Annotated in this window: 16 protein-coding genes; 8 read left to right on the forward strand and 8 right to left on the reverse strand. The window is 65.4% G+C overall.

Features of this window, described 5'->3' with window-relative positions:
* A complete protein-coding gene (aspS, locus tag BSL82_RS01915) occupies positions 1–1779 on the reverse strand; it encodes an aspartate--tRNA ligase (RefSeq protein WP_072595785.1) in 1779 nt (592 codons plus the stop codon).
* Between the two features lie 95 nt (positions 1780–1874).
* Between aspS and rnd the strand changes: the two genes are divergently transcribed.
* Positions 1875–3053: a ribonuclease D gene (rnd, locus tag BSL82_RS01920; RefSeq protein WP_072595786.1), complete on the forward strand. Its 1179-nt coding sequence runs from the start codon at positions 1875–1877 to the stop codon at positions 3051–3053.
* 17 nt (positions 3054–3070) lie between these two features.
* Complete coding sequence (locus BSL82_RS01925; RefSeq protein ID WP_226998681.1) at positions 3071–3340, forward strand: I78 family peptidase inhibitor; 270 nt, start codon at positions 3071–3073, stop codon at positions 3338–3340.
* On the opposite strand, the gene BSL82_RS01930 is transcribed toward BSL82_RS01925, so the two are convergent.
* The 4 genes from BSL82_RS01930 to BSL82_RS01945 are packed head-to-tail and all read right to left on the reverse strand — an operon-like array spanning position 3341 to position 8996.
* A complete protein-coding gene (locus tag BSL82_RS01930; RefSeq protein WP_072595788.1) occupies positions 3341–4867 on the reverse strand; it encodes a Ppx/GppA family phosphatase in 1527 nt (508 codons plus the stop codon).
* A 41-nt stretch (positions 4868–4908) separates the two neighbouring features.
* Positions 4909–7056, reverse strand: a complete 2148-nt coding sequence (locus BSL82_RS01935) for an RNA degradosome polyphosphate kinase (protein ID WP_072595789.1) — start codon at positions 7054–7056, stop codon at positions 4909–4911.
* A gap of 23 nt (positions 7057–7079) precedes the next feature.
* The gene (locus BSL82_RS01940; protein ID WP_072595790.1) at positions 7080–7691 is read right to left on the reverse strand and encodes an HdaA/DnaA family protein; all 612 of its coding nucleotides are present in this window, start codon (positions 7689–7691) and stop codon (positions 7080–7082) included.
* Between the two features lie 3 nt (positions 7692–7694).
* The gene (locus tag BSL82_RS01945; protein WP_072595791.1) at positions 7695–8996 is read right to left on the reverse strand and encodes a hypothetical protein; all 1302 of its coding nucleotides are present in this window, start codon (positions 8994–8996) and stop codon (positions 7695–7697) included.
* A 113-nt stretch (positions 8997–9109) separates the two neighbouring features.
* Here BSL82_RS01945 and purM point away from each other — a divergent pair, with 113 nt between their 5' ends.
* Both purM and purN read left to right on the forward strand, forming a co-directional pair.
* On the forward strand, positions 9110–10219 hold the full coding sequence (gene purM / locus BSL82_RS01950; protein ID WP_072598548.1) for a phosphoribosylformylglycinamidine cyclo-ligase: 1110 nt from the start codon (positions 9110–9112) through the stop codon (positions 10217–10219).
* Positions 10212–10823, forward strand: a complete 612-nt coding sequence (gene purN, locus BSL82_RS01955; RefSeq protein ID WP_072595792.1) for a phosphoribosylglycinamide formyltransferase — start codon at positions 10212–10214, stop codon at positions 10821–10823. The genes purM and purN overlap by 8 nt, the downstream gene beginning before the upstream one ends.
* A 132-nt stretch (positions 10824–10955) precedes the next feature.
* Here purN and ndk read toward each other — a convergent pair whose 3' ends face one another.
* From ndk to BSL82_RS01970, 3 genes are all read right to left on the reverse strand, one after another.
* The gene (ndk, locus tag BSL82_RS01960) at positions 10956–11378 is read right to left on the reverse strand and encodes a nucleoside-diphosphate kinase (protein ID WP_072595793.1); all 423 of its coding nucleotides are present in this window, start codon (positions 11376–11378) and stop codon (positions 10956–10958) included.
* A gap of 87 nt (positions 11379–11465) precedes the next feature.
* Positions 11466–11888 carry a DNA polymerase III subunit chi gene (locus BSL82_RS01965; RefSeq protein WP_335743901.1) on the reverse strand — a complete coding sequence of 141 codons (423 nt, stop codon included), beginning with the start codon at positions 11886–11888 and terminating at the stop codon, positions 11466–11468.
* A gap of 10 nt (positions 11889–11898) precedes the next feature.
* Positions 11899–13389 carry a leucyl aminopeptidase gene (locus BSL82_RS01970; protein ID WP_072595795.1) on the reverse strand — a complete coding sequence of 497 codons (1491 nt, stop codon included), beginning with the start codon at positions 13387–13389 and terminating at the stop codon, positions 11899–11901.
* A 210-nt stretch (positions 13390–13599) separates the two neighbouring features.
* On the opposite strand from BSL82_RS01970, the gene BSL82_RS01975 reads away from it, so the two are divergent.
* The 4 genes from BSL82_RS01975 to rsmA all read left to right on the forward strand — a co-directional run bounded on the left by BSL82_RS01975 (position 13600) and on the right by rsmA (position 19042).
* The gene (locus BSL82_RS01975) at positions 13600–15756 is read left to right on the forward strand and encodes an LPS-assembly protein LptD (RefSeq protein WP_083579295.1); all 2157 of its coding nucleotides are present in this window, start codon (positions 13600–13602) and stop codon (positions 15754–15756) included.
* Between the two features lie 169 nt (positions 15757–15925).
* Positions 15926–17206, forward strand: coding sequence for a peptidylprolyl isomerase (locus BSL82_RS01980; RefSeq protein WP_226998562.1), 1281 nt, complete (start codon positions 15926–15928; stop codon positions 17204–17206).
* 4 nt (positions 17207–17210) lie between these two features.
* A complete protein-coding gene (gene pdxA / locus BSL82_RS01985) occupies positions 17211–18218 on the forward strand; it encodes a 4-hydroxythreonine-4-phosphate dehydrogenase PdxA (protein WP_083578983.1) in 1008 nt (335 codons plus the stop codon).
* Positions 18209–19042: a 16S rRNA (adenine(1518)-N(6)/adenine(1519)-N(6))-dimethyltransferase RsmA gene (gene rsmA, locus BSL82_RS01990; RefSeq protein WP_072595798.1), complete on the forward strand. Its 834-nt coding sequence runs from the start codon at positions 18209–18211 to the stop codon at positions 19040–19042. Before pdxA ends, rsmA begins: the two co-directional genes overlap by 10 nt.
* Position 19043 lies beyond the last annotated feature (1 nt).

Below are 19043 nucleotides of genomic sequence, written 5' to 3' on the forward strand. Positions count from 1 at the left end.
TCAAGATTTCTGCGGCTCTACCACGCGAATATGAAGTTCCCGTAATTGCCGCGCCGTCACCTCGGCGGGCGCGCCCATCATCAGGTCCTCCGCCTTCTGGTTCATCGGGAAGACGATCACCTCACGGATATTCGGCTCGTCCGCCAGCAGCATGACGATGCGGTCCACGCCCGGCGCCGATCCGCCGTGCGGCGGCGCACCGAACTTGAAGGCGTTGATCATGCCCGCGAAATTGGTATCGACATCTTCCCTGCTGTACCCGGCGATCTCGAACGCCTTGTACATGATGTCGGGCCTGTGGTTCCGGATCGCGCCCGAGGAAAGCTCCACGCCGTTGCACACTATGTCGTACTGATAGGCGAGGATGTCGAGCGGGTCTTTCGTCTCCAGCGCCTCCAGCTCGCCCTGCGGCATCGAGAAGGGGTTGTGGCTGAAATCCACCTTCTTCGCGTCCTCGTCATATTCATACATCGGGAAATCGACGATCCAGCAGAAGCGGAAGGCGTTCTCCTCGATCAGGCCCAGTTCCTCCCCAACGCGGGTGCGTGCAAGTCCGGCGAGCTTCGCCGCGTCCTTTTCCTTGCCTGCGGCGAAAAATACGCCGTCGTCGGGGCCAAGGCCAAGCGCTGCGATCAGCTTTGCGGTGCCTTCCTCGCCGTGATTCTTGGCGATAGGGCCGCCCGCCTCGCCGCCCTTGATGTTGATATAGCCAAGCCCGGCATGGCCTTCGCCGCGCGCCCAGTCGTTCATGTCGTCGAAGAACTTGCGGCTGCGCTCGCCCGCCCTGGGTGCCGGAACGGCGCGCACGACGCCCCCGCCCTCCACGATGCGGGAGAACAGCCCGAAGCCCGATCCACGGAAATGATCGGTGACGTCGACGATCTCTATCGGGTTGCGCAGGTCCGGCTTGTCATTGCCGTATTTCAGCATCGATTCCCGGTACGGAATGCGCGGGAACGGTGCTGGCGTGACCGTGCGGCCGGCCCCGAACTCTTCGAACACGCCGTGCAGCACCGGCTCGATCGCGGCGAACACATCGTCCTGAGTGACGAAGCTCATCTCGAAGTCGAGCTGGTAGAACTCGCCCGGTGAACGGTCCGCCCGCGCATCCTCGTCGCGGAAGCAGGGCGCGATCTGGAAATAGCGATCGAATCCCGCCACCATCAGCAGCTGCTTGAACATCTGCGGTGCCTGCGGCAGCGCGTAGAACTTGCCCGGATGCACGCGGCTGGGTACCAGATAGTCGCGCGCGCCTTCGGGCGAGGAGGCCGTCAGGATCGGCGTCTGGAACTCGGTGAAGCCCCTCTCGATCATCCGCCGCCGCAGCGATGCGATGACGTTGGAGCGAAGCACGATATTGCGGTGCAGCCGCTCGCGCCGCAGGTCCAGATAGCGGTATTTGAGGCGGATATCCTCCGGATATTCCTGCTCGCCCGCCACCGGCATCGGCAGTTCAGCCGCCGCCGACTGGACGGTCACTTCGCGTGCGCGGACCTCGATCTCGCCGGTCGGCAGGTTCGGGTTCAGCGTCTCGGGCGACCGCGCCACCACTTCGCCGGTGATCGTCAGCACGGATTCCGCGCGCGCGCCCTCGATCAGCGCAAACGCTTCCGAATCGACGTCGGTCACGATCTGGGTGATGCCATGATGATCGCGCAGGTCCACGAACAGCAGGTTGCCATGGTCGCGCTTGCGGTGAACCCAGCCCGACAGGCGGACCTTCCCCCCCACGTCGGAGGCGCGCAGTTCGGCGCAATGGTGCGTGCGATAAGGATGCATTCGGCTTCTCGTTTCCAGCAACTGTTCGTGTGGCCGCGATGCACACGTGCAATGCCTCTTTGTCAAGGCGGGCAAGACTGGTTTATAGCCCCGCAATGCACCTTCACCCGTTGATCAGCGACACCGCTACCCTTGAAAAGCTCTGTTCCCGCCTTGCGACGGCCGATTTCGTTGCCGTCGACACGGAATTCATGCGCGAGAACACCTATTGGCCCGACCTGTGCCTGATCCAGATCGCCTCGTCCGAAGAGGCGGCTGCGATAGACCCCAAGGCCCCCGGCCTGGACCTGAAGCCTCTGCTCGATCTGCTGGTCGAGAATGAGGATGTGCTGAAGGTCCTCCACGCCGGCGCGCAGGACCTTGAGATCATCTATAACCTCACCCGCAAGACTCCCTGGCCGATGTTCGACACGCAGGTCGCCGCCATGGCGCTGGGGCTGGGCGAGCAGGTCGGCTATTCAAGCCTGGTCGAAAGCTATCTCGGCCATCAGGTGGACAAGGGCGCGCGCTTTACCGACTGGAGCCGCCGTCCGCTGGAAACGCGACAGCTGGACTACGCCATTTCCGACGTCACCCATCTCGCCACCCTGTTCCCCAAGATGTTGAACCGGCTGAAGAAGACCGGGCGCGGCGCGTGGCTGGACGAGGAGATGCACCGGCTGGCGGACCCGTCCACCTATGCCAACGACCCCGAAATGGCCTGGCGCAAGCTGCGCCTGCCCAACCGCAAGGCCGAAACCCTGGGGCGGCTGAAGGCGCTTGCAGCCTGGAGGGAACGCGAGGCGCAATCGAAGGACATTCCCAAGGGCCGCATCGTCAAGGACGACACGCTGGGCGACCTGGCCCTTTCCCCGCCCCGCACCCAGGCGGACCTTGGTCGCGTGCGGGGGCTTTCGTCCGGATGGGCGACGAACGACATCGGGCGGCGGCTTGTCGAGGCGTTGCAGTCTGCGGGGCCGCTCGATCCGGATGAAATGCCGCAGCGCGACGGCGCGCGCCCCGGCATGGGCAAGGATTCCGCGCTTATCGCCGATCTGTTGAAGCTGCTGCTCAAGATCAGGTCGAAGGAGGCCGATGTCGCCGCAAAGCTGATCGCACGCAGCGACGATCTGGAAGCGATCGCCGCCGGTCAACGCGAGGGTCTTGCCGTGCTTGACGGCTGGCGGCGCGACGTGTTCGGAAGCGACGCGATCGATCTGGTGGAGGGGCGGCTGGCCTTCGCCATAGTGGACGGCCGGCTGCGCATGACCCGCATGGAAAGGAGCGAGACATGAGGATGAATCGATTGGCTGTGCTGTCAGTGGCCGGGCTGCTGGCATCCTGCGCGACCGCCTCTCCCCCCATTCCCGAACCGACGGGCAATTGCGACGCCTCCAAGGGACAGTTCGCAGTGAACCAGAGCTACACGGTGGAACTTGCCGCAAGCGTGCAGGAATCCACCGGATCGCGCGCGATGCGGGTCACCCGGCCCGGCCAGGCCGTCACCATGGATTTTCGGCAAGACCGGGTGAACGTCGAACTGGATGAAAACGACAAGATCGTCCGCGTCACCTGCGGCTGATCAGGCGAAGGAGACCTTCGCCTCCAGCGCCATGGCATTCGCCAGCGTCCGGTGTCGGCGGCCGATCGCTTCGCCATAAAGCATCTTTTTGCTCGATGGCAGCTGCATCAGCAGCACGCCATCGCCGCGCGACAGCTCGATATGTTTCAGCTCATGCGCGGGGCCGCCGGTGATCCGCAGCCCCAGCCGCAGGGCAAGCCCCCAGCAGCGGGCGCGATGGAGCGATTCGGGATCGGCGAGCCGGCCGAGCAGAGCGGTCGATTCATGTTCCGCGGGGCCGCCGAAATTGGCGAACAGCGCCGCGCCCAGCAGCGCCCGCCCGAAGCCGTCGATCCCTACCCAATTGCCGTGCAGCGCAAACTCCAGCCCCCGGTCGGGACGGAAATCGGGGTGCGCCCGCCATGCGACATCGGCAAGCAGGCAGGCTGCGTGGCGAAGGCGGGCCAGCTCCGGCGGCTCGTCGGTGAACAGCGGCGCGATCCACTGGTGCAGTTCCTCGCCCTGTCCCTGGAACCGCCCTTCCCGGTCGCCTTCGGCGCGCGCCGCCTCGATCAGCGGGTCGAGCGCCTGAACGTCAGGGTCTAGCTGCTGGTAAAGCAAGCCCTCGCGCAGGCCCCAGGCGGATATGACGACCTGCGATGCGCCCAGCTTCCTGACCGTGGCCGACAGCAGCGCCGCCGCCCCCGGCAGGGTCTGAATACGCGAACCTGAAAGATTGGCGACCTGCTTGAGCCGCTTCGTACCCATCTGCGCGAGCGAGCGCACAAGCTGCGGCAGCGCCTGCCGGGGCAGCGGATATTGATGCACCATCGGCAGCGGATGGTCGGTGACGTCCATATGGACCTGCGCCAGCGCCCGCCACGACCCGCCGACGGCATAGAATGTCTTTCCGCGCCCCTCGGCCAGCCATTTCTCGCCTGCCAGTGCTTTGGCAAGAACGCGCTCCAGCACATGCGGCCCGCGCGCGCGTATATCGGTGATTCCAAGCGAACCGAACGGCAGGGAAATGCGTTCATGCACCTTCCCGCCCGCCACGCGCACAAGCTCCAGGCTGCCGCCGCCCAGATCGCCGACGATGCCGTCCGCGCCCGGAATCCCCGCAATCACGCCGCTGGCGGATGCGGCCGCTTCGGCATCCCCGCTCAAAACCTCTATCCGCAGGCCCGTTGCACGCTGGACCCGGTCGACGAAATCAGGACCGTTGGACGCCTGCCGCACGGCGGCCGTTGCGACCGCTCTCAGCCGCGAAACGCCGATGCTTCGCGCCAGCCCGGCAAAGCGCGCAAGTGCGCGTTCGCCCGCCGCCATCGCATCTTCTTCCAGGCGTCCGGTCTCGCGAAGGCCGCGCCCCAGCCCCGCCATCAGCTTTTCATTGAACATCACGGGCGGCACCCGGCCGCCATCCTGCCAGACGACAAGACGGATGGAATTGGAACCGATGTCGATGATCGCCTGCGGACCGACCGCCGTCACAGGGTCGGACTCGACCTCCAGCGGTTTCAGCATCCGGGGGAATCGCGACGACATGGCACTTGCCGATTAGCGCCTCGCCACCGGGGCCGCCAGCTTTATTGCCGGCCGATGGTGAGCTGCGGCACCGGCCCGTGCGACCGGAGCGCCGCGCCCCGGCCTGAAAGGCTCGGATTCGTCATGAAATAATCGTGCAAATTAAATCGTTTGCCGGTGGTTTTTATGCGTTCGTACACGCCGTCCGGCTGCAACGTCCAGCTCTGCTCATTGTCCAGCAGATTGGCGACCATCACCTGATCCAGCACCTGCGCATGGACGGTGGGATTTTCGATCGGCAGCAGATATTCCACCCGCCGGTCGAAATTGCGGTTCATCCAGTCGGCCGAGGAAATATAGACCTTGGCGAGCGGAGACGGCAGCGGCTCGCCATTGCCGAACACCATGATGCGGCTGTGCTCCAGGAACCGGCCGACGATGGACCGAATCCTGATTCGCGACGACATGCCCTCCACGCCGGGCCGGAGGCAGCAGATGCCGCGCACGACCAAATCGATCTCGACCCCGGCCTCGCTCGCCTCATACAGTTTTTCGATGATCGCAGGATCGACCAGCGAGTTCATCTTTGCCCAGATCGAGGCTGGCCGCCCTTCCGCCGCGAACGCGATCTCCCGGTCGATCTCCTCGCATATCTTCTCGCGCAGGCTGAGCGGCGATATCACGAGCGAGTTCAGTTCCACCGGGGTCACATAGCCGGTGATGTAGTTGAACAACTGCGCGGCATCGCGCCCGATCTTCGGGTTGGCGGTGAAGAAGCTCAGGTCCGTGTAGATTCGCGCCGTTATCGGGTGATAATTGCCGGTGCCGAAGTGGCAATAGGTGCGGAATCCATCGGCTTCCCTCCGGACCACCATCGATACCTTGGCGTGGGTCTTCCATTCGATGAAGCCGTAGACGACCTGCACCCCGGCGCGTTCCAGCGCCGCCGCCCAGACGAGGTTCTGCTCCTCGTCGAAGCGCGCCTTGATCTCCACCACGGCCGTCACCGACTTGCCCGCCTCGGCCGCGTCGATCAGCGCGCGTATGACCGCCGATTGCTTGCCCGCGCGATAGAGCGTCTGCTTGATCGCGACCACATCCGGGTCGGCCGCCGCCTGGCGCAGGAAGGCGAGCACCACGTCAAAGCTTTCATAGGGATGGTGGACGATGATGTCCTTGGCCTTGATGGCGGCGAAGCAATCGCCGTCATGCTCCCGGATTCGCTCGGGAAAACGCGGCGTATAAGGCAGGAACTTCAGGTCCGGCCGATCGCAGTCGACAAGCTGCGACACGTCGCCGATGCCGATGATGCCGTCCACTTCGGTGATGATCGCATCGCCCTCCGTCAGCGAATCCAGCAGCAGCGCGGTCAGATCGCTGGGCATGCCCCGTTCCAGCTTCAGCCGGATCACGCGGCCCCGGCGGCGGCGCTGTAGGGCGTTGCGGAAATAGCGGACCAGATCCTCGGCCTCTTCCTCCACCTCGATGTCGCTGTCGCGGATGATCCGGAACGCGCCGTCGCCGACAAGCTGATAGTCGGGGAATATCTGCTTGGTGAAGCAACGCACCACCGATTCGAGGGAGACGAACCTGACTTCGTCGCCGGGCAGCTGGACGAAGCGCGGCAGCGAGGCCGGCAGCATCAAAAGCTCGCGGATCAGTTCGCCGCGCCCCTTCGCCTTCAGGTCGAACACAAGGCCGAAGCCCTTGTTCGGCACGAACGGAAAGGGATGCGCCGGGTCGATCGCCTGCGGCGTCAGCACCGGAAAAATCTGCTCGTTGAAATGGTCCTGCAACCAGGCCGTGTCTTCATTGCCAAGATCGCTCGCGTCCAGCACATGGAACTCCGCCTCGGCCAGTTCCTGCTTGAGCTGGGCCCAGATTCCCTGCTGGCGGGCCATCAGTTCGTCAGCCTTGACGCCGATGGCGGCCAGTTGCTGGACGGGTGTCAGCCCGTCTGCGCTACGCTCCTCAACCCCTTGAAGCTGCTGCCCTTTCAGGCCTGCAACACGGACCATGAAGAACTCGTCGAGATTGCTTCCCGAAATCGAGAGGAAGCGCAGCCGCTCAAGCAGCGGGTGGCGCGGGTTGCACGCTTCTTCCAGCACGCGAAAATTGAACGCCAGCCACGAAAGCTCGCGGTTGAAATAGCGATCGCGCAGCGGAGAAGGCGACGAATTGGGATAGGGGTTATCGACGACAAGTTCCATAACGCGGCATATTACGCCAGCGATTATGAATCGTCGATGACACCAAGGCTGAAAAGCACGTTTCTCGCCAGCGGGACGGTGATCCTGCGGTGGGCGGAAAGCGCGGCCGTGTCCAGCGCGGCCACCACCTCGGCAATGCCGGAAAAGCTGCGTTCTATCCGTGCGAGGATATAATGCACCACCTCGGGCGACGGCTGAAGGCCACGATCGTGGAACTGCTTCGACATCACCGCCGTCAGCAGCGCATCGTCGGGCGCGCCGATCGCGACAGATGGTGTGGCTTTGAGCCTTGACGCCAGGTCGGGCAAGGCGATTTGCCAGAGCGGCGGCGCTGCGCTTGCGATGATGAGCAGCGGACGGCGCAATTCCTGCGCCCGGTTCCACGCATGGAAAATCATCTGTTCGTCGGCAAGGTCGGCGTCGTCGATGACATCGCCCGACGACCAGTGCTGGAAGATGCGGCCCAGATGGCTCCGGCCCGATTTTGGAGGGCCGGTCAGCAGCGACGCCCGCACCGGCCACAGCGACCAATGCTCCAGGTGACGGACCGCGGCTGCGTTTGCGTCCGATACGATGAAATCGGCCTCACCGCTGGCCGAGGCCCAGTCCAGCGGAAGCGCGATCTGCCCCGTCACCGGTCAATCCGTTCCCGGCAGCAGGTTCTCGGGGCCGCCCTCGCCCGGAACAGCGCCGGGCGGCGGGGCCGGCGGCGCGGGACGCGGGATCGGCGCTTCACCCTCGCTGCGGCGGCGAAGCCGATATGTGTCGGCCCCTTCGTCCAGCCGCCAGCCTTCCTGGTCCAGGGCCCAGCGCAGCATCGCGAAATCGCCGTCATAGTTGATCTGCATGCGCGAAACGCCGCCAAGCGACAGGCTGGTGATGATCGTGCCGGTGACGCCCTGCGCCTGCCGCAGCGAATTCTCGATCGCAGCCACAAGCCCGGCGTCGGGCGTCTCCACCGTCACTTCCACCCCGGCGATACCGCCTGTCGCCATTTCCGGCGCAAGCGCGGCGGACAGGTCGATATCGGCGACATCCTCGAACTTGAGCGACGGGTCCGGCCTCAGCCGCCCGTCGCGCAGCGCCTCGACATAGGCCTCGTCGATCCGGCGGACCGCTTCGTCCAGCATCGCGTCCAGCCCGGCGGCGGCGTTGGTGCGAAGCGCGAACCGCTTGATGACGAGCCCGTCCGGGCCGTGGCGGGCGGTAAAGCGGCCGATCACGGGACCGCCCGGATATTCGCGGTCCAGCCGCGCCTCAGCCACCAGCACGTCGGACGCGCCGTAAAGATCGAGGATGTTCAGCCACCAGTCGCGATTCGGCCGCTCGGTCTGCGCATAGGAAAGCAGCAGGGGGTCGGCGCCCGCGCCCGTCGGCCTGATATAGTCTATCGGGCTCGCGCCGGCGCGAAAGCGCGCCCATGCCGTGAGCCACGGCGTCCGCGCCTCGAATGTCCGGGCCGCGCTGCCGTCCATCAGCACCGGTATGGTGAGCATCGGGGGTGATCGCATCACCTGCCCCTGCACCCCCAGCAACTGCCCTGCCCTCGCCCGGTCGAACAGAACGCCAAGCCGCGCGATATAGCGGGTGGAGCCGATCTGCTCCTTCTCCACCACAATTCCGGAAACCAGCCCGTCGAGCGTGCTGTCCGAAAGGCTGGGCGAAGCCGTTACCGGCTTGCCCGTCATCCGCGCGAACAGCATCTTCCAGCCCTGCCGCTGCGCCTCGCGAAAGCCGGCCATGCGCGCCGCATCGGGCGATTTGGCGGTGACGTCCACCTCGATTCCCGCCACCTCGAACGCGCCGGAACTGTCGTCGGCAAGCGCGACGGGTCCCGAATCCCCATCCTGCTGCGCGATGACGGCCCCGCCCGCGCTCGCCAGCAACGCGGCGGCGACAAAGGCGTATCGGCGGGGAAAACGGGCGCGGGTCACGGACATCGACGCTGTCTTTAGAACATGATTCCCGGCGGTGGGAACCGATTTTCCGAAAACATCGGGTCGGGCCGGTCTCGCTTGTGGAAATCGTCCGCCGAAGCGGCTATCGCGCGATCATGACCGACAGCAAAGACGCATCGCAAAGCGGCTACACCTATGCAAAGGCCGGGGTGTCGATCGCCGCCGGAAACGCGCTGGTGAAGGCGATCGCCCCGCTCGCCAGGGCCACGGCCCGTCCCGGCGCGAACGCCGACCTCGGCGGCTTCGGCGCATTCTTCGATCCGCGCGCTGCCGGATACAAGGACCCGCTGCTGGTGGCGGCGACGGACGGGGTCGGCACCAAGCTCAAGCTCGCGATAGACCATAACCGCCATGACGGGGTGGGCGTCGATCTGGTCGCCATGTGCGTGAACGACCTTGTCGTTCAGGGCGCGGAGCCGTTGTTCTTCCTCGATTATTTCGCCACCGGACGGCTGGACAATGGAGTCGCCGAACAGGTCGTCGCGGGCGTCGCCGAGGGCTGCCGCATCGCCGGTTGCGCGCTGATCGGCGGCGAGACGGCCGAAATGCCCGGCATGTATCCGGACGGCGAATATGATCTGGCTGGTTTTTCGGTGGGCGCGGTCGAGCGCGACGATGTGCTGACCGCCGACAGGGTGCGCAGCGGCGATGTGATCCTTGGCCTGGCGTCGTCGGGCGTCCACTCCAACGGCTATTCGCTGGTGCGTCGCCTCGCGGCCGACAAGGCATGGAAGCTCAATCGCCCTGCGCTCTTCGACCAGAATGTGCTGTTGATCGACGCGCTGCTCGCGCCCACCCGAATCTATGTGAAGTCGCTCCTTCCGCTTGTCAGGGAAAAGCGGATTCACGCGCTCGCGCACATCACCGGCGGCGGATTGCTGGAAAACCTGCCGCGTGTCCTGCCGGAAGGCCTGCACGCCCATGTCGACGCGGACCTTTGGCCGCAGCCCCGCCTGATGGCCTTTCTCCAGGCGCAGGGCAATATCGAGCCGGAGGAGATGGCGCGCACCTTCAACTGCGGCGTCGGGATGGCCGTGGTGGTCGCGGGAAGCGAGGCCTCGTCGGTGACGGAGGCGCTGGAGGCGGCGGGCGAGACGGTGTACCGCATCGGCGCGATTACGGAAGCGCCAAGGGGCTGCACGGTCGCCGGTTCGGCCGAGGTCTGGAGCGCGCGGACGAGCTGGACCGCCACCCACCATGGCTGAACGCAAGCGCGTCGGCATTCTGATTTCCGGGCGCGGATCGAACATGAGCGCGCTTGTGGCCGCAGCGCAAGCGCCGGGCTGCCCCTATGAGGTGGCGCTCGTCTTTTCCAATGTCGCCGATGCGCCCGGCCTCGCGATTGCCGAGGCGGCAGGCGTTCCAACGGCTTCACTCGATCATCGCGGGCATGGCGGACGGGCGCTGTTCGACGCAAAGGTAGACGCGATCTTGCGTGACGCCGGATGCGATCTCGTGGCGCTCGCAGGCTATATGCGGCTGCTGTCGGACGATTTCGTTGCCGCATGGGAAGGCCGGATGATCAACATCCACCCATCGCTGCTGCCCAGCTTCAAAGGGGTGGACACGCACGCCCGCGCCATCGCGGCGGGGTGCAGGCTCCACGGCTGCACGGTCCATCTCGTCACGCCGGAACTCGACAGCGGCCCGATCATCGCCCAGGCCGCAGTGCCGGTGATGGACGACGACACGCCGGACGCGCTCGCCGCCCGCGTGCTGGTGGAGGAACACCGCCTCTATCCGCAGGCCCTGGCCGCGCTCGCTTCAGGCAGGCTCAGGGTTGAAGGCCAGCGGGTACTGGGGTTTTAGATCCGAGGCTCACCCGAGGACGCCGTCATGCTGAACTTGCTTCAGCATCCATGAACACAACAGGGTTCAGTCCTGCGACCGCGATTTTCCTGGATTCCGAAACAAGTTCGGGATGACGCCCTCAGAGGCTTTTCAGCCGACGATCTCTTCGGGCTTGAAGAAGAAGTCGATCTCGATCTTCGCGTTTTCAGGGCTGTCGGAACCATGGACCGAATTGGCTTCGATCGATTCGGCGAACTCCTTGCGGATAGTGCCTTCGTCGGCTTGAGCGGGATTGGTCGCGCCCATCACCTCGCGGTTGCGGGCCACGGCGTCCTCGCCCTCAAGCACCTGCACCACCACCGGGCCTGACGTCATGAAGGCGACCAGATCGTTGAAGAACGGCCGCTCGCGATGCACGCCGTAAAAGCCCTCGGCCTGTTCCCTGGTCATGCGGATGCGCCTGGACGCGACAACGCGCAGCCCTGCTTCTTCCAGCTTGGCGGTGACCTTGCCGGTCAGATTGCGGCGGGTGGCATCGGGTTTGATGATCGAAAAAGTGCGTTCGGTCGCCATGGCGGCACGCGCTCCATATTAAGGCTGGATTGAAAGTTGCGCGTCTCTAGCCGCGTGCGCCGACAAAGGCAATCGCCCCCTTTCAGCTCATGGCCCTTCGACCCAGCGGCTCCGCTCGTCCTGCTTCCAATAGCGCTTCGGCTGGCCCAGCCGCCGCCATTCAGCGCGCGCACCGGCGATGCTCGTCTCGTCGAAAAGGAAGAACACACGCTCGAACGTCTCCGCGCCTTCCGGCCATGCGCCATCCGCCACCAGCAGGTGACGCGCCCCGTTCAGCGCCTCGGCGCGCGTGCCGAGCAGGATCGGCTGCGCCGCCTCATCACCCCCGCCGGCGATGCCGTGCGGGAGGAAGGACGCCGGCTCATAGCGCCAGAGCTGCTCGTCCAGCCGGGCCAGCAGCCCCGCGTCCCCGGCCACCACCAGCGCCCGCTCGCCGCCGGACACCACCTTTTCCAGCAGCCGGGGAAGCACGGCCTCCACCGGCGTGCGGGTCAGGTGGTAGAAATCCACCCGCAAGGCGTCATCCGATCTCGTGATTGGCGGAAATGAACTGGTCGAGCAGGCGCACGCCATATCCGGTCGCGCCCTTTTCCCACAGCGCGGCCGGCTTTGCCGCCCATACCGTTCCGGCAATGTCGAGATGCGCCCATTTCACGCCTTCCTCGACAAAGCGCTTGATGAACTGCGCGGCCGTTATCGACCCGCCATAACGCGGACCCACATTCTTCATGTCGGCGATCTGGCTTTCGATCTGCTTGTCATAGGCCTCGCCCAGCGGAAAACGCCACAGCAGGTCGCCGGTTGCCGTTCCCGCCGCCGTCAGTTGTTCCGCCAGCTTGTCATCATTCGAGAAAACACCCGCATATTCATGCCCGAGCGAGATCACCATCGCCCCCGTCAACGTCGCAAGGTCGACGATCACCTCGGGCTTGTATTCGCGCTGCGCCCAGGTGATCGCGTCGCACAGCACCAGCCGCCCTTCGGCGTCGGTGTTGATCACCTCCACCGTCTGACCCGACATTGTGGTGACGACATCGCCCGGCCGCTGCGCGTTGCCCGACGGCATGTTTTCCACCAGCCCGCAGATGCCGACGACATGCGCGCGCGCCTTGCGCAGCGCCAGCGCCTTCATCGCGCCTGCGACCGCGCCCGCGCCGCCCATATCCCATTTCATTTCCTCCATCCCGGCGGCGGGCTTGATGGATATGCCGCCGGTATCGAAGGTCACGCCCTTGCCGATGAGGGCGACGGGCTTTTTCACAGCACCCCCGCTGCCGTCCCAGCGCATGGCGAGAAGCCGGGCGGGCCGTTCGGAGCCCTGGGACACGCCCAACAGCGCGCCCATGCCCAGCTTGCGCATGTCGTCCTCGTCCAGCACGGTGATCTCGACGCCCAGTTCGGTCAGGTGACGACAGCGCTCCACGAAGCTTTGGGGATAGATGATGTTGGCGGGCTGGGTGACCAGTTCGCGCGTCAGGAAGACGCCTTGCGCAACCGACTCCATCCGCTGGAAAAGCTGCTCCGTTTCCGGCGCGCCGCCGACGATCGTGATGCGCGCCAGTGTCGGCTTGCGCTTTTCAGGCAGCTTGGTGCGATATTCGTCGTGCCGCCAGCTTCGGAGCACCGCGCCCAGCGCGATCGACGCGGCCGGGTTGAGCTCGGCGGAGCTTTCGGTCCCCGTCACGTCCACCACCAGATGCGTCTCGCCCGAGCTGAGCAGCCGGGCGGCCAGCGCGCCGCCGATCTTTTCGTAAAGCCCGCGATCGGCCTTGCCGGGCGCTCCGGTGCCGACAGCCAGCAGCCGGGACGCGGTCATCCCATAAGGGGCAAGCACCTCCGCCAGCTGGGCAGCATCGCCGTCGAAGCGGGAGGCCGCAAGCGCGCGCCGCAGCTGTCCGCCGGTCGCCTGATCGGCCGCTTCGGCCGGAGGCGTGAGGGCGCGATCCTTGCCCACCAGCACCGCAAGCGCATGGACATCCTCCGGGCCACTGGACGCAAAGCCGATCTTCATGAAACGCACCTCTGACGCTGAAACACCCAATATCCATAAACGGATAGATCGGCGCGTCAAAGAGGGCGGCTGCGCCGAGAGGCATTGCAGCGGCAGCCAAGCCGGTGCATTAGCCGGTTCGACCCGTTGACGACTGGAGCCCGAGGTTTGCGGCTGACCCGTTCCCTGCTTTTCAGCCTGCTTGCAACCTCTGCCCTGGCTCCGTCCGCCATGGCGCAGACGGCGACCGGCGACAATCCCGCCCCGGCTCCGGCGGAAGGCGAGTCGCGGGTGATCGATTTCAAGGCCGACAAGCTCGATTATGATTCCGAGGCCGAGACGGTCGTCGCATCGGGCAATGTCCGGATGATGAGCGAGGGCAATCGCGTCCGCGCCGATCAGGTAAGCTGGGACAGGACGACCGGCCGCGTCATCGCCACGGGCAACGTCGCCGCCACCACGGCGGAAGGCGACACCGCCTATGGCGACCGGGTCGAGCTGACCGATACGCTGAGGGACGCCGTCGTCGACAACATCCTCCTGGTGCTGGAACGCGGCGGCCGCATCGCCGCGCGCTCCGGCAGCCGGACGGACGGCCGCACCGTGCTGAGCCATGCCGTCTATTCGCCCTGCGACGTCGTTAACTCCGATGGCTGTCCCACGACGCCGCTGTGGCAGGTGAAGGCTGTCGAGGTCGTCCACGACCCCAGCCGGCACCGCATCTTCTATCGCGATGCGCGGATGGAGATATTGGGCGTTCCGCTGATCTGGCTTCCGCGCATGTCGCACCCGGATGGCAGCGGGGCGAGCGGAAGCGGCCTTCTGGTGCCGGACGTGCGGATCAGCCGCGTCAACGGCGTTGAGCTTTCATTTCCCTATTATCTGTCGCTTTCGCAGTCGCATGACCTGACGGTCACGCCCCATGTCTACACCGAAGTGCTGCCTGCGCTGGAGGTGGAATATCGGCGCATGACGTCGATGGGGCCGTTCAAGATCGGCGGCATCGGCACCTATGGCTCGCGCGTTCCCGCGTCGGAACTGCCGCTGCCCGGCGCAAGCGAGCGCGACCTGCGCGGCTATGTATACGGCAACGGCCGGTTCCAGTTCGATCCATTGTGGCGGATGAGCTTTTCGGGCCGGGTGACGACCGACGACACCTTCCTGCGCCGCTATGACATTTCGCGCGACGACCGGCTGCGCAGCTTCGCCGAGGTCGAGCGGATCGGCCTGGAAAGCTATCTGTCCATCGCCGGATGGGCCGTGCAGTCGCTGCGGACCAATGACGATCAGGGGCAGCAGCCCTTCGCCCTTCCCGCCATCGACTATCGCTGGCAGCCGTCCAGCCCGGTTGCTGGCGGTCGCCTGGAAGTCCATGCCAACAGCCTCTCGCTGGTGCGGACCGACGGGCAGGACACGCGCCGCGCGCTCGCCAGCGTACAATGGGACATGCGGAAATATACGCCGATGGGCCAGGTGGTGACGCTTACCGGCTTCGCCCGTGGCGACGTGTATCAGACCGAGCAATCGGCGCTGACGGCCAATGCGCTCTATCGCGGCGAGGAGGGCTGGCAGACGCGCGGCATAGCGGCGGCGGCGGTCGACATAAGCTGGCCGCTTGCCGGTCCGGCGCTTGGCGGCATCCAGACGCTCACGCCGCGAATCCAGTTCGTCGGGTCGCCCGGCACCAGCAACCTGTCGATCCCGAACGAGGATTCGCGGGCGGTGGACCTGGAGGATTCCAACCTGTTCGCGCTCAACCGTTTCCCCGGATATGACCGGTGGGAAGACGGCTCGCGCGTCACCTGGGGCGCGGAATGGTCGCTCAACGTGCCCGGATTTTCGGTGCGAAGCGTCGTCGGGCAAAGCTATCGTCTGACGGACAAGCCCTCGCTGTTCCCGCAGGGCACCGGTCTGACCGATCGCTTCTCCGATTTCGTGGGCCGCACCACCTTTCGCTGGCGCGACTATGTATCGATCATCCACCGCTTCCGGCTGGACAAGGACAATCTCGCCCTCCGCCGCAACGAGATCAACGCCACGGTCGGCACCAGGCAGACCTATGTCACCGTCGGTTATCTGAGACTTGATCGCAACATCCTCCTTGAAGACCTTGGAGACAGGGAGGAAATCCGGCTGGGCGCGCGCTGGAGATTTGCTCGCTACTGGTCGGTCTATGGTTCCACCATCGTCGATCTCACCTCCCGGCGCGAAGACCCGCTCACCATCGCCGACGGTTTCGAGCCGATCCGCCACCGGGTCGGCCTTGCCTATGAGGACGAATGCTTTGAGTTCGGCGTCACCTGGCGGCGCGACTATGTGACCACCGGCGACGCCCGCCGGGCGAACACCTATCTCTTCCGCATAGCGCTCAAGAATCTTGGTTATTGATCTGATCCGGTATAACCCCGCTCAGCCGGTGTTCAGGCGCGCGCGTATAGGCGGTTGCCGGATGGAATCGCCGCGGGGGTTGTCCGCGCGTAACGATGGTGTAAGTCCGCTGTTCAATTTTTTCTGGAGAATCTGGCCGATGCGGGTGGCTCCCTGGCTCTTAACCTCGATGATTCTGGCAGCGACGCCATTTCCGATCGGAGCCCAATCAGCGCCTGAAGGCGATTTCAACCTGCCGCCCGAGCTGACCATATTGGGTCCGACCGATCCGAGCGTGCGCAAGGCGACCGCGATCGTGAACGGGGAGATCATCACCGACACCGATATCGAACACCGGCTCAACCTTGTTCTGACCGCCAATCGCGGACAGGTCGATGCGGCGGAACGCGAGCGCCTGCGCATGCAGGTTTTGCGTAACCTCATCGACGAAAAGCTTCAGATTCAGGAAGCGCGCAGCAACGAGATCACCATCCCCGAGGCCGAGGTGGAGCAGACCTTCGCCCGCGTGGCTCAAAACTTCAAGCGCGAGCCCAAGGACTTCGCCGAGTTCCTGAAGGCCAGCGGATCGTCCGACACCGCGCTCAAACAGCAGATCAGGGGCGAGTTGGCGTGGAGCCGCCTCCTCCGCCGCCGTGTCGAACCCTTCGTCAATGTCGGCGACGAGGAGGTCGAAGGCATTATCGAACGGCTCAAGGAGGCACAGGGCAGCGAGGAATATCGCGTCGGCGAAATCTTCCTCAGCGCCACGCCGGAGAACAAAGCCGAGGTGATGGCCAACGCCGAGCGGATCGCCGAGCAGATCCGCGGCGGCGCGTCGTTCATCGCCTATGCGCGGCAATTTTCCCAGGCGTCCAGCGCGGCCGTGGGCGGCGATCTCGGCTGGATGCGCGCCGAGCAGCTTCCGGAATCGATCGCCGCAACCATACGTTCCATGAATCCGGGCAGCCTTGGCGGTCCTGTCGAGGTTCCGGGCGGCATCATGCTCGTTGCACTGATCGACAAGCGCCAGATCGGAAGCGATCCGCGCCAGGCTGTTCTCAACATGAAGCAGATCGCTATTTCCTTCCCGCCGGGCACGACAGAGGCGCAGACCGCGTCCCGTGTGGAAGCGTTCAACGCCGCCACCCGGCGCGGCGGTTGCGGTACCGCCGAAGCGGTGGCCCAAAAGTTCGATGCCGAGGTTGTGGCCAATGACTCGCTGAGGCTGGGCGAGCTTCCGGAGCAGTTGCAGGAGATCGTCGGTCGCCTGCAGGTGGGCGAGGCGACACCGCCGTTCGGTTCGCTTGCCGATGGCGTGCGCGTTCTGATCCTGTGCGGACGCGATGAGGGTAGCGTCAGCACGCCCTCGTTCGATCAGGTCTATGCACAGCTCAACGAGCAGCGGGTGAGCATGCGCGCCCAGCGCTATCTGCGCGACCTTCGCCGCGACGCGATTATCGACTATCGGTAGGACGGTGGACGCGCGTGCCCTTCCTCCTCTGGCCGTCGCGCTCGGCGATCCGGCGGGCGTGGGGCCGGAGGTTGTCGCCAAAAGCTGGGAGGCGCGCGAACGCCGCCGCCTGCCCTGCTTTTTCGCGGTGGGCGATGAACGCGCCCTTTCGGTGATTTGGCGCGGGCCGATCGTTCGCATCGGCACGCCGGCCGAAGCGACGGCGATTTTCCCCAACGCCCTTCCGCTCATCCAGGTGGACGATCCCGGCGACATCATTCCGGGCGAGCCGAACACCCCCGGGGCGCGCTGCGCACTCGATTCGCTGGAACTGGCGGCCGGGCTCGCCCGCTCGGGCGCGGCGGGAGCCGTCGTGACCGCACCCGTTTCCAAGGCGCAACTCTATTCCATCGGCTTCACCCATGACGGCCAGACCGAGTTCGTGGCCGAGCGCTGCGGCATCGCAGGAGGAAATGTGGCGATGATGATGGTCGGCCCCAGCCTCAGGACGGTGCCGCTCACGATCCACACGCCGATCGCGCAGGTGCCGGGCCTGCTCACGATCGAACTGATCGTCAGCCGGGTCCGCACCGTAAACCGAGGTTTGCAACGCGATTTCGGCATCACCTGTCCCCGGCTTGCGATTGCAGGCCTGAACCCCCATGCCGGGGAAAACGGCAATATGGGAACCGAAGAGGTGGAGATCATCCGCCCTGCCATTGAGATGCTGCGCGCCGAAGGCATCGACGCAAACGGGCCTTTTTCGGCCGACACGCTTTTCGATCCCTATGCGCGCAAGGGCTATGATGCTGCGATCTGCATGTATCACGACCAGGCGTTGATACCGCTCAAGACGCTTCACTTCGACGACGGGGTCAACATGACCCTGGGCCTGCCGATCGTCCGCACCGCGCCCGACCATGGCACCGCGTTCGCGCTGGCCGGACGCAATGCGGCGCGCGGCGACGCGATGATCGCCGCGATCGCGCTTGCCGGGGAATGCGCCAGCCGCCGTCTTCAGGCATGTGTCTGAGCGACCTCCCGCCGCTGCGCGACGTGATCGCGCGGCATGGCCTGTCCGCCAAAAAGAGCCTGGGCCAGAACTTTCTCACCGACGGCAATCTTCTGGACCGCATCGCGCGCGTGCCCGGCCCGCTGGAAGGGCGGACGGTATATGAGGTCGGCCCCGGCCCCGGCGGCCTCACCCGCGCGCTTTTGAAGGCGGGCGCCAATGTCATCGCAGTGGAGCGGGACTCGCGCGCGCTCCCTGCGCTGGCGGAGCTTGCCGCCGCCGCCGGCGAGGGACGGCTGCGGGTGGTCGATGCCGACGCGCTCGGGATCGACGAGGAAGAGCTTGTCGGCCGGGGCGCGCATGTGGTTTCAAACCTGCCGTACAATATCGGCACCGCATTGCTGACCCGCTGGCTTGCAAGCCCCGTCTGGCCGCCATGGTGGGCGTCCCTGACGCTGATGCTCCAGAAGGAAGTCGCGGAACGGGTCGTCGCCCGTCCCGACACTTCGGCCTATGGCCGCCTTGCGGTGCTGTGCCAGTGGCGTTCGAGCGCCCGCATCGCCTTCGAGGTCAACCGAAACGCCTTTGTCCCGCCGCCAAAGGTCACTTCGGCCGTGGTCCATCTGACGCCGGGAGACATGCCTCCGGATGTGGATGTGAAACAGCTTGAACGGTTGACCGCCGCCGCCTTCGGCCAACGTCGCAAGATGCTGCGGGCAAGCCTGAAGGCGATGCCCGGCGCGCTTGCCGCGCTCGAATCATGCGGTATCGATTCCGCCCGCCGCGCCGAAACGCTGAGCGTCGCGGAGTTCACCTCCGTCGCCCGGCTCCTGAGCGCGAAATAGC

This window comes from Tardibacter chloracetimidivorans, from assembly GCF_001890385.1.
In the GTDB taxonomy this organism is placed as follows: domain Bacteria; phylum Pseudomonadota; class Alphaproteobacteria; order Sphingomonadales; family Sphingomonadaceae; genus Tardibacter; species Tardibacter chloracetimidivorans.